The following is a 13,849-nucleotide window of genomic DNA, read 5'->3' as shown; positions in this document are numbered from 1 at the left end:
CAGATGGCAACCCTATTGGTGCTGCACGGCCCTAACCTGAACTTGCTCGGCACCCGTGAACCGGGCACCTACGGCGCTACGACACTGGCGCAGATCAACCAGGACCTGGAACGCCGAGCCCGTGAAGCCGGCCACCATTTGCTGCACCTGCAAAGCAACGCCGAGTACGAATTGATCGACCGCATCCATGCCGCTCGCGGCGAAGGTGTGGACTTCATTCTGATCAATCCAGCAGCTTTTACGCACACAAGTGTCGCATTACGTGACGCGCTGCTGGCGGTGAGCATCCCATTCATCGAAGTGCATTTGTCTAACGTGCACAAACGCGAACCTTTCCGCCATCACTCTTACTTCTCCGACGTAGCGGTGGGAGTGATCTGCGGCCTTGGCGCCAGCGGTTATCGACTGGCCCTGGAGGCTGCACTAGAGCAGCTTGAACAACAAGCTATACGCCCCTGACCGACCCTTGGGAGTTGATGATTCATGGATATCCGTAAAGTTAAGAAACTGATCGAACTGCTGGAAGAGTCCGGCATCGACGAACTCGAGATCAAGGAAGGCGAAGAGTCCGTACGCATCAGCCGTCATAGCAAAACCCCGGCTCAGCAATACTACGCACCGGCTCCAATGCACGCTCCGGCACCAGCGCCTGTTGCTGCTGCTCCGGTTGCCGCTGCTGCACCGGCTGCTCCAGCCGCGCCTGCGCTGAACGGCACCGTTGCCCGTTCGCCGATGGTCGGTACGTTCTATCGCAAATCTTCGCCATCCTCGCCGTCCTTCGTTGAAGTCGGCCAGACCGTGAAGAAAGGCGACACCCTGTGCATCGTCGAAGCCATGAAGATGATGAACCACATCGAAGCTGAAACCAGCGGTGTGATCGAATCCATCCTCGTCGAAGACGGCCAGCCGGTTGAGTACGACCAACCGCTGTTCACCATCGTTTGAACCGCGGAGAAACTTTGATGACTGCGAAGTTGGAAAAAGTTCTGATCGCCAACCGCGGTGAGATTGCCCTGCGGATCCTGCGTGCCTGCAAAGAGATGGGCATCAAGACTGTCGCCGTTTACTCCAAGGCCGACAAAGAACTGATGCACCTGGGCCTGGCAGACGAATCCGTCTGCATCGGTCCGGCATCGGCCGCGCACTCTTACCTGCACATCCCGGCAATCATCGCCGCAGCTGAAGTGACCGGCGCCACCGCCATTCACCCAGGCTACGGTTTCCTTGCGGAAAACGCTGATTTCGCTGAACAGGTCGAGAACTCCGGCTTCGCCTTCATTGGCCCGAAAGCCGAGACCATTCGCCTGATGGGCGACAAGGTATCGGCCAAGCACGCCATGATCGCTGCGGGCGTTCCAACCGTTCCGGGTTCCGACGGCCCGCTGCCTGAAGACGAAGAAACCGCTCTGCGCATCGGTCGCGAAGTCGGTTACCCGGTGATCATCAAAGCCGCTGGCGGCGGTGGTGGTCGCGGTATGCGTGTTGTGCACAAAGAAGAAGACCTGATCTCCTTTGCAAAACTGACCCGCACCGAAGCAGGCGCGGCGTTCGGCAACCCGATGGTCTACCTGGAAAAATTCCTGACCAACCCACGTCACGTGGAAGTCCAGGTACTTTCCGACGGCCAGGGCCAAGCCATCCATCTGGGCGACCGCGATTGCTCGCTGCAACGTCGTCACCAGAAGGTTCTCGAAGAAGCGCCGGCACCGGGCATCGACGAGAAAGCACGCCAGGAAGTCCTCGCTCGCTGCGTCAAGGCGTGCATCGACATTGGCTACCGTGGCGCCGGCACCTTCGAGTTCCTTTACGAGAACGGCCATTTCTACTTCATCGAGATGAACACTCGCGTCCAGGTGGAACACCCGGTTTCGGAAATGGTCACCGGCATCGACATCGTCAAGGAGATGCTCAGCATCGCCGCTGGCAACAAGTTGTCGTACACCCAGGACGACGTGGTGATCCGCGGTCACGCCCTGGAATGCCGAATCAACGCCGAAGACCCGAAAACCTTCATGCCGAGCCCAGGCACGGTCAAGCATTTCCACGCACCAGGCGGCAACGGCGTTCGCGTCGATTCGCACCTGTACAGTGGCTATGCCGTTCCGCCGAACTACGATTCGTTGATCGGCAAGCTGATCACCTACGGCGCAACCCGTGAAGAAGCCATGGCGCGCATGCGCAATGCGCTAGACGAAATCGTTGTCGACGGGATCAAGACCAACATCCCGCTGCACCGCGACCTGGTCCGTGATGAAGGCTTCTGCAAGGGAGGCGTGAACATTCACTACCTCGAGCACAAGCTGGCAGGCGAGAAGCACTAAGCTTCGACCCGATCAACAAAGCCGCCTTCGGGCGGCTTTGTTGTTTCTGAGAACAACGATTCTGGTGGGATCACGTATAACGAGGCCACACTTCTCGCAAGACAGCCGCCCCCTGAAGAAGGCATCATCCCCCAACTATCTAACGCCTCCATMAGCTACTTTGGACGCGTAGTCTTTTATGTTTTACAGAGCGCATCCATGCCTGAAAAACTGCCAATCAATCTCAACGACCTCTTGCGTCAGAGGACAGTCGAGGGCGAGCGAATCGAATACAAAACGGGCTGGAATCCTGACCCGATCATTCGTACGCTTTGCGCCTTCGCCAACGACTTTGAAAACCTGGGCGGTGGTTACGTAATAATTGGGCAGGACTTCGATGCCAATGGACTGCCGATCTTTCCGCCAACCGGTCTTGCCGATCAGGAGCTCGACAAAATCCAGCTCGAGCTACTCGCAGCATGCCAATCGATTCAGCCCACCTACTTTCCAGTATTAAGCGTGGAAGAAATCGAAGGACGAAAGTTAATCGTACTGTGGGCACCCGGCGGGCAAAATCGCCCCTACAAAGCCCCGGCGGCCGTTACGGCAAAACACAGAAGTTTGAACTACTACATTCGTCGCTACAGCAGCACAGTCGAAGCCAAGGGTGAGACCGAGCAAGAACTCTTGAGCCTTGCCGCCAAAGTGCCTTTTGATGATCGGTTCAATCTGACTGCTCGTGTCAGTGATCTGTCCAAACCTCTAATGCAAAGTTTTTTGGAAGAAGTGGGAAGCGCCCTGGCAGAGGATGCAGCAGCATTATCTGTCGAAGCGCTGGGGCGGCAAATGAATGTCGTGGGTGGCCCGACTGAGTCGCCCTGGCCCAAGAATGCAGGGCTGATGTTCTTTAGCTCCACCCCCGAGCATTTCTTCCCCGGCACGCAAATAGACGTGCTGTGGTTTCCCGAGGGCGCTGGCGGTGATCGCTTTGACGAAAAAATTTTCAAGGGCCCGCTGGCAACCATCACGAAAGAATCGCTGGCATACATCCAGCGTAACTACCTGCATGAAACAGTGATCAAACATGGCGACCGCGCCGAAGCTACACGCACTTGGAACTTTCCGTTCGCTGCAATTGAAGAGGCGCTCGTCAACGCCGTATATCACCGCTCCTATGAAGAACGTGAACCGATCGAGGTTCGCATCAGCCACGACGAGTTGGTGATTTTGAGCTTCCCGGGACCAGATCGCTCGATTCGAATGGAGGACCTGCGAATAGGTCGCGCCGTTAGCCGACGCTACCGAAACCGGCGAATCGGAGAGTTCCTGAAAGAACTGAGCCTGACTGAAGGTCGCTCGACAGGCATCCCCAAAATCCTCAAGGTCATGGCACTCAATGGTTCACCATTGCCGCTCTTTGAAACCGACGAAGAGAGAATTTCGTACGTCGTACGTCTTCCCGCTCATCCTGTTTCGCTGACACAAGAAGCAACGACCATGGAAGTCACCATGGAAGTCACCATGGAAGTCGCTGCACTGCTGAAGGTCATTGATGGCGAGATGAGCAGGCGAGAACTTCAAAACGCCATGAGCCTGAAAAACGCCGACCATTTCCGTAAGGCTTACGTATTACCAGCGATCATTGCCGGAGTGCTTGAGATGACGCTACCCGAACAACCAAACAGCCGCCTGCAACGCTATCGACTGACGAATAAAGGCCTGCAATGGCTCACAGCCAATAATGCAGGAGGCCAATGAGCCGTGACCCAGACCAACAAAACCGCTTTCCAACAGTTCTGTTGTTTTTGTAGGAGCAAGGCTTGCCCACGATGGTCGATGACGCGTCCGACCTGAAAAACCACAGTACCTGTATCGCGGGCAAGCCTTGCTCCTACAAAAGCGCTCCCTTTGTCGCTCCGGTCGTCTTCTGCCGCGCGCTCGCGTAAACTTGCGCGCTTCTCGCAGCCCGCTAGGCTGCAATCAATATTTTTCAAAGGTGCCCGCCATGCCTTGGCTGCAAGTCCGTCTCGCCATCAGCCCAGAACAAGCCGAAACCTACGAAGACGCTTTCCTTGAAGTGGGCGCTGTGTCGGTGACCTTCATGGATGCCGAAGATCAGCCGATCTTCGAGCCAGAACTCAATACCACGCCACTGTGGTCACACACGCACCTGCTGGCCCTGTTCGAAGGCGGCACCGAAGCCGCCAGCGTATTGGCCCATCTTGAGCTGCTGACCGGCAGCCCGCTGCCTGAGCATCACAGCGAAGTCATCGAAGACCAGGATTGGGAGCGCAGCTGGATGGACGGGTTCCAGCCGATGCGTTTCGGTCAGCGCCTGTGGATCGTCCCGAGCTGGCATGCCGCACCCGAGCCTGACGCCGTGAACCTGCTACTGGACCCGGGCCTGGCATTCGGCACAGGCACACACCCGACCACCGCGCTGTGCCTGGAATGGCTCGATGGCCAGGACCTGAAAGACTGCAACGTGCTGGACTTTGGCTGCGGCTCGGGGATTCTGGCGATTGCCGCCCTGCTGCTGGGTGCCAAGGAAGCCGTCGGCACCGACATCGACGTCCAGGCACTGGAAGCCTCACGCGACAACGCCGGGCGCAATAACATTGCCGAAGCACTCTTCCCGCTGTATCTGCCGGAAGATCTGCCACCGGTCAAAGCGGACGTACTGGTCGCCAACATCCTTGCCGGGCCATTGGTTTCCCTGGCCCCGCAGCTGTCCAGCCTGGTCAAACCGGGTGGTCGCCTGGCGTTGTCCGGTATCCTCGCCGAACAAGGTGAAGACGTTGCCGCCGCCTACGCTCAAGATTTCGATCTGGACCCTATCGCCAATCGCGATGGCTGGGTGCGCATCACCGGCCGTCGGCGCTAGAATGAACGCCTGCATAAACCGGATCGCCGCATGACCGACAGCTTCGTCACCCAGTGCCCGCATTGCCAAACCAGCTTCCGCGTCAGCCATGCCCAGTTGAGCGTGGCCCGCGGGGTGGTTCGTTGCGGCTCCTGCTTGCAGGTATTCAACGCCGCCAGACAGTTGCTGGAACAACGGGCCGGTAAAGAAGCCCTCAAACCGGTAGTACCGGCCATCGTTGAACCGCCAGTGCAACGCGCTATCAGCCAAAAGCAGTGGACCGCCTCCGAACTGGATCTGGACAGCCTGGATCTGGACGAAGAGCTCGCCCGGCTCGAACAGCGGGAAATCCAGCCAACCACAGAGTATGGCCGGCACCGCGAAGACGGACTCAGTGCCCGTCGCGACTCTATCGAGCACGACGAAGAGCCGTGGTCCGACAGCCTCTTCAGCGAGTCTGCCGCTGACCGCGCCCAGTCAGCAGAAACGGAACAGCAGGAAACAGAACCCGAAACAAACAAACACTCGCGCACCGAGCCTTCGTTTTCGCTGGAGCCGGTTGATCTGGACGACGAACCCCAGGCGCCCCATCTGCGCCTGCACGACCCACTCGACACCCCACTCACCCACGAACGCCTGACGGCGACCGAAGAGCGCGACGACAACCTGCCCTCCATCGAACCGTTACGCAAACGTCGCGAGCGCAGTGAACCGGGCGTGCGCGCCGAGGTATTGCAGGACCTGACCGACGACCCTCTGCAACTGGATTGGCAAAAACGTCGATCCCCCTGGGGCCGGCGGTTGTTCTGGTTACTGCTGGTCCTGCTCGGTGCCGCCGCACTCGCGGGCCAATACATTGCCTATCAATTCGACGAACTGGCCCGCCAGGACCAGTACCGCCCCTGGTTCCAGCAACTGTGCCCGAAAATCGGCTGCACAGTGCCGTCCAAAGTCGACATTGCCAAAATCAAGAGCAGCAACCTGATTGTCCGCAGCCACCCGGAATTCAGTGGCGCCCTGGTGGTCGATGCAATCATCTACAACCGCGCCCCCTTCTCCCAGCCCTTCCCGTTGCTGGAACTGCGCTTCGCCGACCTTAATGGCCATTTGATTGCCAGCCGTCGCTTCAAACCCGGCGAGTACCTCAACGGCGACCTCGAAGGCATGGCGGAAATGCCACCGCAAACGCCAATCCACATCGCGCTGGATATTCTCGACCCAGGCGCCAAAGCGGTGAACTACAGCCTGAGCTTCCACTCCCCCGAGTGAAACGCTTTACCGTTATCAGACTTGGCGGCAGATTTCTGACTGGGACCGTCTATACCTAACTGCTGGTAATAACAGAATAACTGTTCAGATTTTGTTCAATTCAGCCTTTATCCAGTCATCGAGAGCGGGTATCATGCCCACCCTTTTTCGAACTCTAATGATCCGGCCCCACAACAGGGAAGTCCTATGTCGGCGGTACGCATCGGTCCATACACATTGCAAAACGGCTTGATTCTCGCCCCGATGGCGGGAGTCACCGACCAACCCTTTCGTCAGCTGTGCAAGCGATTGGGCGCGGGGCTGGTTGTCTCGGAAATGGTCACCAGCGACATGAGTTTGTGGAACACCCGCAAATCGCGGATGCGCATGATTCACGAAGGTGATCCCGAGCCACGCTCGGTACAGATCGCCGGTGGTGATGCGCAGATGCTGGCAGACGCGGCCCGGGCCAATGTCGAGCTGGGYGCGCAGATTATTGATATCAACATGGGTTGTCCGGCGAAGAAGGTCTGCAACAAGGCTGCCGGTTCTGCACTGTTGAAGGATGAAGCATTGGTCACCGAGATCCTGCAGGCCGTGGTGGCTGCGGTTGATGTGCCGGTGACCCTTAAGATCCGTACCGGCTGGGACCGGGACAACAAGAATGGCTTGACGGTGGCAAAGATCGCCGAGCAGGCAGGCATTACGGCGTTGGCGGTCCATGGCCGCACCCGTGCCGATCTGTACACCGGTGAAGCCGAGTACGACACCATTGCCGCGATCAAGCGGGCAGTGTCGATTCCGGTCTTCGCCAATGGCGATATCGATTCGCCGGAGAAGGCCCGGTACGTGCTTGACGCCACCGGTGCCGATGGTTTGTTGGTAGGCCGGGCTGCCCAGGGGCGGCCATGGATTTTTCGTGAGATCGAGCATTTCCTGCGTACCGGCGAAAAACTCCCGGCGCTGGAATTGATCGAGGTGGAACGCATTCTGCTAGAGCATCTGGCCGCCCTGCACGTCTTCTATGGCGATGTCATGGGTGTCCGTATCGCTCGAAAGCATGTGGGCTGGTATCTCGCAACCTTGCCGGGCGCCAGGGAGTTTCGCGCCCACTTCAATCGTTTGGAAGATACGGAAGCACAATGCGCCAACGTTCAGGGCTTCTTCGCCGAACGTTACAAGAGCCTGACAGGGGACGAAAAAGGGGTGGCCGCATGACGATGATGACCGAGACTTTAGTGAGTGGAACTACACCCGTGAGCGACAACGTAAATTTGAAACAGCACCTCAATACGCCCAGCGAAGAAGGCCAGACCCTTCGCGGGAGTGTCGAGAAGGCGCTGCACAATTATTTCGCCCACCTTGAGGGCGCTGCCGTCACGGATGTGTACAACCTGGTGCTCTCCGAAGTCGAGGCTCCCCTGCTCGAGTGCGTGATGAACTACGTCAAGGGCAACCAGACCAAGGCCAGCGAGCTGCTCGGGCTCAACCGAGGCACGCTGCGCAAGAAACTCAAGCAATACGATTTGCTGTAAGCATTCAATCAAACCAGAAAGGCGCCCGCGTAAAACCGGTCGCCTTTTTTGCTGACWCCTTTGCTTTTGATGGAAATTGAGATGACCGACCAGACTACCCGCCTGCCGATCCGCCGCGCCTTGATCAGTGTTTCCGACAAGACCGGGATCCTCGAATTCGCCAAGGAGCTTGAAGCCCTGGGCGTCGAGATCCTCTCCACCGGCGGGACGTTCAAGCTGCTGCGCGACAACGGCGTTGCCGCAGTGGAAGTCGCGGATTACACCGGTTTCGCAGAAATGATGGACGGTCGGGTGAAAACCCTGCACCCGAAAATCCACGGCGGGATCCTCGGTCGTCGCGGTATCGATGACGCCATCATGAGCGAGCACGGCATCAAGCCGATCGATCTGGTTGCGGTCAACCTGTACCCGTTCGAAGCCACCATCAACAAGCCAGGCTGCGACCTGCCGACTGCCATCGAGAACATCGACATCGGCGGCCCTACCATGGTCCGTTCTGCAGCGAAGAACCACAAAGACGTGGCCATCGTGGTCAACGCCAGCGATTACGCCAGCGTTCTGGAAGGCCTCAAGGCCGGCGGCCTGACCTACGCTCAGCGTTTCGACCTGATGCTCAAGGCCTTCGAACACACTGCAGCCTACGACGGCATGATCGCCAACTACATGGGCACCGTGAATCAGGCTGCTGAAACACTCAGCACTGAAGGTCGTAGCGAGTTCCCGCGTACCTTCAACAGCCAGTTCGTCAAGGCCCAGGAAATGCGCTACGGCGAGAACCCGCACCAGAGCGCGGCGTTCTACGTAGAAGCCAAGCCTGCCGAAGTCGGCATCGCCACCGCGACCCAACTGCAAGGCAAAGAACTGTCGTACAACAACGTGGCCGACACCGACGCCGCGCTGGAATGCGTGAAGAGCTTCGTCAAGCCGGCCTGCGTGATCGTCAAGCACGCCAACCCGTGTGGCGTGGCCGTGAGCCCGGACGCCGAAGGCGGTATCCGCCAGGCCTACGAACTGGCGTATGCCACCGACACCGAATCGGCGTTCGGCGGCATCATCGCGTTCAACCGCGAGCTGGATGCTGAAACCGCCAAGGCCATCGTCGAGCGTCAGTTCGTCGAAGTGATCATCGCCCCAAGCGTCAGCGAAGAAGCCCGCGCCATCGTGGCGGCAAAAGCCAACGTGCGCCTGCTGGCCTGCGGCGAATGGTCGGCTGATCGCGCTACTGCATGGGACTACAAACGTGTCAACGGTGGCCTGCTGGTGCAGAGCCGTGATATCGGCATGATCGGCGCCGATGACCTGAAAGTCGTAACCAAGCGCGCACCGACCGAACAGGAAATCAACGACCTGATCTTCGCCTGGAAAGTGGCCAAGTACGTCAAGTCCAATGCCATCGTCTACGCCAAGAACCGTCAGACCATCGGTGTCGGCGCAGGCCAGATGAGCCGTGTGAACTCCGCCCGTATCGCTGCGATCAAGGCCGAACACGCCGGCTTGCAGGTTGCCGGCTCGGTGATGGCCTCGGACGCGTTCTTCCCGTTCCGCGACGGCTTGGACAACGCGGCCAAGGTCGGCATCACCGCAGTGATCCAGCCAGGCGGCTCGATGCGTGATAACGAAGTGATTGCAGCCGCTGATGAAGCCGGCATTGCCATGGTGTTCACCGGCATGCGCCATTTCAGGCACTAAGTGCAGCGACAAACCTCAAGCTGCAAGTGACAAGTAAAAGCCGACCTGCGTCGCTCTTGCTGCCTTGCAGCCTCACTAATTCAGAGCTACACGCCGCACGTCAGAGCAATAAAGATTGCTCTCAACTTGCAGCTTGTAGCTTGTAGCTTCTCCGAAGGAGTCTCTCTTTGAACGTTTTGATCATTGGCAGCGGTGGCCGTGAACACGCCCTGGCCTGGAAAGTGGCTCAGGATCCGCGCGTGCAAAAAGTGTTCGTGGCACCCGGCAACGCCGGCACTGCCATCGAAGCCAAGTGCGAGAACGTCGCTATCGACGTGCTGGCCCTTGAGCAGCTGGCCGACTTTGCCGAGAAAAACGTTTCCCTGACCATCGTCGGCCCGGAAGTGCCGCTGGTTGCAGGCGTGGTCGATCTGTTCCGCAGCCGTGGCCTGGATTGCTTCGGTCCGACTGCTGGCGCTGCCCAGCTGGAAGGTTCGAAAGCCTTCACCAAGGACTTCCTGGCGCGCCACAAGATCCCGACCGCCGATTACCAGAACTTCACCGAGATCGAGCCAGCCCTGGCTTATCTGCGTGAAAAAGGCGCACCGATCGTGATCAAGGCCGATGGCCTGGCCGCCGGTAAAGGTGTGATCGTTGCCATGACCCTGGCGGAAGCCGAAGACGCCGTGCGCGACATGCTCGCGGGCAACGCGTTCGGCGACGCCGGTTCGCGCGTGGTCATCGAAGAGTTCCTGGATGGCGAGGAAGCCAGCTTTATCGTCATGGTCGACGGCAAGAACGTACTGCCAATGGCCACCAGCCAGGACCACAAACGCGTCGGCGACGGCGACACCGGCCCGAACACCGGCGGCATGGGCGCTTACTCCCCTGCCCCGGTCGTGACTGCAGAAGTGCACCAGCGGGCCATGGACCTGGTGATCTGGCCGACCGTTCGCGGCATGGCCGAGGAAGGCAACGTCTACACTGGCTTCCTGTACGCGGGCCTGATGATCGACAAGGCTGGCAACCCAAAAGTCATCGAGTTCAACTGCCGTTTCGGTGATCCTGAGACCCAACCGGTGATGCTGCGTCTGCAGTCGAGCCTGGTATTGCTGGTTGAAGCCGCTCTGGCGCAAGCGCTGGACAAGGTCGAAGCGCAATGGGATCCACGTCCGAGCGTCGGCATCGTGTTGGCCGCGGGTGGCTACCCGGGTGACTACGCCAAAGGCGTAGCCATCAACGGTCTGGATGCAGCTGCCGCACTGGAAGGCAAAGTCTTCCACGCGGGCACCGCACTCAAGGACGGTCAGGTAGTGACAGCCGGTGGTCGGGTGCTCTGCGCCACCGCCATGGGCGGCAGCGTCGATGCAGCCCAGCAGCAGGCCTACAAGTTGGCGGCCGAAATTGACTGGGAAGGCTGTTTCTACCGCAATGACATTGGCTACCGTGCCATTGCCCGTGAACGTGGCGAAAGCCAGGAATAAGGCCATTCATTCGGCCAGGCAAGGGCCGCTGGTCCTTGCCGGACTATTCCGGCACCGCGCATAGTTATAATCTGGCATCAACCTACGAAGGGATTTCGCCGTGCGCTGGCTCAGGATTGCCATAAGCCTCACCGTCACTCTGCTGACCTTGCTCTGCATGCTCCCGGCTCAGGCCGCGCAAGGCAGTGGCTGGGCGGTATTGCTCGACGAACAGGGCGACCTGCAGCTCAGCGACATCCGTTCCGCTCGCTACACCAATCAATTCAGCCCCATCGAACTCGATCGCCTCACGGCGGCCGAGCACGATGGCGCGTTGTGGCTGCGTTTCAGGCTGGCCCCCGGCAAGCATGAACAATTGCTGCGGGTGTTCGCACCCGATCTGTCGGCGCTCAATCTGTACGTACTCGACGGCGACAAGCTGATCGATCATTTGAACACGGGAAACGGGCAGCCCCAGGCTGACCGCCCCCTGCCCAGCAGCGACTTCATGTTGCCGCTGCCACAAAGTGACAAACCTCTGGACGTCTACCTGCGACTGGTCTCCGACCATCAGTTGCGGCCTTACATCACCCTGCAATCGGCGATCTCGACCGCGGCCGATCAGAACCAGACGTTGATCTACGGCGTGCTGTTCGGCTGCCTCGGCATGCTGATCCTGCACAACTTCGTGCGCTACGCCTACACACGTTCGCGCAGCAGCCTGTGGCTGGCCTGGTGTGAAGGGTTGTTGATGCTCAGTTTGCTATTGCTGCTGAACCTGGCCGGGCCATGGTTGCCGAACTGGCACGCCATCCAGGCGCCTGGCGCCTACCTCGCGTTATTGCTGACGGCGCCGAGCGGCCTGATGCTCACCTGTTGCTTCTTCGCCCCGCTCGGCCCTCACCCGCTGAACAAACTGCTGCTGGCGGACATTCTGTTCATCGTCGTCTGCGGCCTGCTGTTGTTGTTCGTCAATACCCTGCCGCTGAACATCATTACCTACGCCCTGGTTGCTTTGGCGGGCCTGAGCATGTTGTTCGTCAGCGCCTATCACTGGCAAAAAGGTTATCGCCCGGCGCGGTTTTTCGTCGCGGCGATGGTGGTGTTCAACATTGGCTCCCTGATCATGCTACCCGCGCTGATGGGACTGACGCTGGTCGCGCCGCAAGGCCTGATCACTACGCTTCTGGTGTTGATCTGTATCAGCGGCCTGCTGATGAGCATCGCCCTGAGCGAACGTCAGCGCAGAATCACGGAAGATCGCTTCAGCGTCAGTCGCGACCTGGCCGCCAGCAACGCCGAGATCAACGCCAAGGCCGAGTTCCTGGCGAAAATCAGCCATGAAATCCGTACGCCCATGAATGGTGTCCTGGGCATGACCGAGCTGCTATTGGGCACGCCACTGTCAGTCAAACAGCGCGACTACGTGCAAACCATCCACAGCGCCGGCAACGAACTGCTGACACTGATCAACGAGATTCTCGACATTTCCAAGCTCGAATCAGGGCAAATCGAACTGGACGACGTTCAGTTCGACCTCAACGCCTTGATCGAAGATTGCCTGAGTATCTTCCGCGCCAAGGCCGAGCAACAGAATGTCGAGCTGATCAGCTTCATCCAGCCGCAAGTGCCGCGCGTCATCAGCGGTGACCCGACACGCCTGCGTCAGACCCTGCTGAGCCTGCTGGAAAACGCGCTGAAGAAAACCGACGAAGGCGAGATTCTGATTGTCGTCGCCCTTGATGAACGCAGTGCACAACCGCGGCTGCGCATCGCGGTGCAGGACAGCGGTGTGCCGATGGAGGCCGAAGAGCGCGATGCCCTGATGCACGCCGAACTGCACAGCAAGCATTTCCTCTCGGCAACGAGTCTGGGTGGCAATCTGGGGCTGGTGATCGCTCGTCAGCTGATCCGTCTGATGCATGGCGAGTTCGGCATCAAGACGGGCGCCAACCAGGGCAGCACGCTGTGGCTGACGTTGCCACTGGACCCGGAACGACTTGAGCACCCGACTTGCGACCTCGATGGTCCACTGCAAGGTGCGCGCGTGCTGGTGGTGGACGATAACGACACCTGCCGCAAAGTGCTGGTGCAACAATGCAGCACGTGGGGTCTGAACGTCAGTGCCGTGCCTTCCGGCAAGGAAGCCCTGGCGTTGTTGCGCACCAAGGCCCACCTGCGCGATTACTTCGATGTGGTCTTGCTGGACCAGAACATGCCCGGCATGACCGGCATGCAACTGGCGGCCAAGATCAAGGAAGACCCGAGCCTCAATCACGACATTCTGCTGATCATGCTGACCGGCATCAGCAATGCGCCGAGCAAGATCATTGCGCGCAACTGCGGGATCAAACGCATACTCGCCAAACCCGTGGCCGGCTACACCCTCAAGACCACCCTCGCGGATGAATTGAATCAGCGCAACAAAGGCCCGGCCGCTTCGCATCATCTACCCACTGGCCCCGCGCTTGCGGTCAAGGTCCCGAGCGACTTCCGCATCCTGGTGGCCGAAGACAACACGATCTCGACCAAGGTTATTCGCGGCATGCTTGGCAAGCTCAACCTGCAACCGGACACCGCCAGCAATGGCGAGGAAGCCTTGCAGGCGATGAAAGCCCAACGCTACGATCTGGTGTTGATGGTCTGCGAAATGCCAATCCTCGATGGTTTCTCTGCCACCCAGCAGCTACGCGCCTGGGAAGTCGGCAACCAGCGAACCCGCACACCGGTGGTGGCTTTGACCGCGCACATCCTCGCCGAGCACAAAGAGCG

Annotated in this window: 11 protein-coding genes; all 11 read left to right on the top strand. The window is 59.1% G+C overall.

Annotation, left to right across the window (positions count from 1 at the left end):
• The first annotated feature begins 3 nt into the window (after window positions 1-3).
• Window positions 4-459, top strand: coding sequence for a type II 3-dehydroquinate dehydratase (aroQ, locus tag AC1DSG_RS04290; protein WP_007947649.1), 456 nt, complete (start codon window positions 4-6; stop codon window positions 457-459).
• A 24-nt stretch (window positions 460-483) separates the two neighbouring features.
• On the top strand, window positions 484-945 hold the full coding sequence (accB, locus tag AC1DSG_RS04285) for an acetyl-CoA carboxylase biotin carboxyl carrier protein (protein WP_401359823.1): 462 nt from the start codon (window positions 484-486) through the stop codon (window positions 943-945).
• A gap of 17 nt (window positions 946-962) precedes the next feature.
• The gene (gene accC / locus AC1DSG_RS04280; RefSeq protein WP_477789741.1) at window positions 963-2,321 is read left to right on the top strand and encodes an acetyl-CoA carboxylase biotin carboxylase subunit; all 1,359 of its coding nucleotides are present in this window, start codon (window positions 963-965) and stop codon (window positions 2,319-2,321) included.
• Window positions 2,322-2,519: 198 nt separating this feature from the next.
• Window positions 2,520-4,058 carry a Fic family protein gene (locus AC1DSG_RS04275; protein WP_477789740.1) on the top strand — a complete coding sequence of 513 codons (1,539 nt, stop codon included), beginning with the start codon at window positions 2,520-2,522 and terminating at the stop codon, window positions 4,056-4,058.
• A 247-nt stretch (window positions 4,059-4,305) separates the two neighbouring features.
• On the top strand, window positions 4,306-5,184 hold the full coding sequence (gene prmA / locus AC1DSG_RS04270; protein ID WP_223515176.1) for a 50S ribosomal protein L11 methyltransferase: 879 nt from the start codon (window positions 4,306-4,308) through the stop codon (window positions 5,182-5,184).
• 30 nt (window positions 5,185-5,214) lie between these two features.
• Window positions 5,215-6,432, top strand: coding sequence for a DUF3426 domain-containing protein (locus AC1DSG_RS04265; RefSeq protein ID WP_477789739.1), 1,218 nt, complete (start codon window positions 5,215-5,217; stop codon window positions 6,430-6,432).
• Between the two features lie 186 nt (window positions 6,433-6,618).
• Window positions 6,619-7,629, top strand: a complete 1,011-nt coding sequence (dusB, locus tag AC1DSG_RS04260) for a tRNA dihydrouridine synthase DusB (protein WP_477789738.1) — start codon at window positions 6,619-6,621, stop codon at window positions 7,627-7,629.
• Window positions 7,626-7,946 carry a DNA-binding transcriptional regulator Fis gene (gene fis, locus AC1DSG_RS04255; RefSeq protein WP_007907419.1) on the top strand — a complete coding sequence of 107 codons (321 nt, stop codon included), beginning with the start codon at window positions 7,626-7,628 and terminating at the stop codon, window positions 7,944-7,946. Before dusB ends, fis begins: the two co-directional genes overlap by 4 nt.
• 81 nt (window positions 7,947-8,027) lie before the next feature.
• Window positions 8,028-9,635 carry a bifunctional phosphoribosylaminoimidazolecarboxamide formyltransferase/IMP cyclohydrolase gene (gene purH / locus AC1DSG_RS04250; protein ID WP_477789737.1) on the top strand — a complete coding sequence of 536 codons (1,608 nt, stop codon included), beginning with the start codon at window positions 8,028-8,030 and terminating at the stop codon, window positions 9,633-9,635.
• Between the two features lie 167 nt (window positions 9,636-9,802).
• The gene (gene purD / locus AC1DSG_RS04245; RefSeq protein ID WP_477789736.1) at window positions 9,803-11,098 is read left to right on the top strand and encodes a phosphoribosylamine--glycine ligase; all 1,296 of its coding nucleotides are present in this window, start codon (window positions 9,803-9,805) and stop codon (window positions 11,096-11,098) included.
• Between the two features lie 100 nt (window positions 11,099-11,198).
• On the top strand, window positions 11,199-13,849 hold a 2,651-nt coding region (locus tag AC1DSG_RS04240; RefSeq protein WP_477789735.1), incomplete at its 3' end, for a hybrid sensor histidine kinase/response regulator.

It is taken from the genome of Pseudomonas sp. P5_A12, from assembly GCF_056400685.1.
The sequence above is the reverse complement of the archived record's forward strand: the minus strand, read 5'-3'. Positions and strand labels throughout refer to the sequence as shown.

Excerpts from the sequence above, each read along its gene's own strand:
- aroQ (WP_007947649.1), top strand. The coding sequence starts at position 4 with ATGGCAACCCTATTGGTGCTGCACGGCCCTAACCTGAACTTGCTCGGC.
- purH (WP_477789737.1), top strand. The coding sequence starts at position 8,028 with ATGACCGACCAGACTACCCGCCTGCCGATCCGCCGCGCCTTGATCAGT.
- accB (WP_401359823.1), top strand. The coding sequence starts at position 484 with ATGGATATCCGTAAAGTTAAGAAACTGATCGAACTGCTGGAAGAGTCC.
- fis (WP_007907419.1), top strand. The coding sequence starts at position 7,626 with ATGACGATGATGACCGAGACTTTAGTGAGTGGAACTACACCCGTGAGC.
- accC (WP_477789741.1), top strand. The coding sequence starts at position 963 with ATGACTGCGAAGTTGGAAAAAGTTCTGATCGCCAACCGCGGTGAGATT.
- AC1DSG_RS04265 (WP_477789739.1), top strand. The coding sequence starts at position 5,215 with ATGACCGACAGCTTCGTCACCCAGTGCCCGCATTGCCAAACCAGCTTC.
- AC1DSG_RS04275 (WP_477789740.1), top strand. The coding sequence starts at position 2,520 with ATGCCTGAAAAACTGCCAATCAATCTCAACGACCTCTTGCGTCAGAGG.
- prmA (WP_223515176.1), top strand. The coding sequence starts at position 4,306 with ATGCCTTGGCTGCAAGTCCGTCTCGCCATCAGCCCAGAACAAGCCGAA.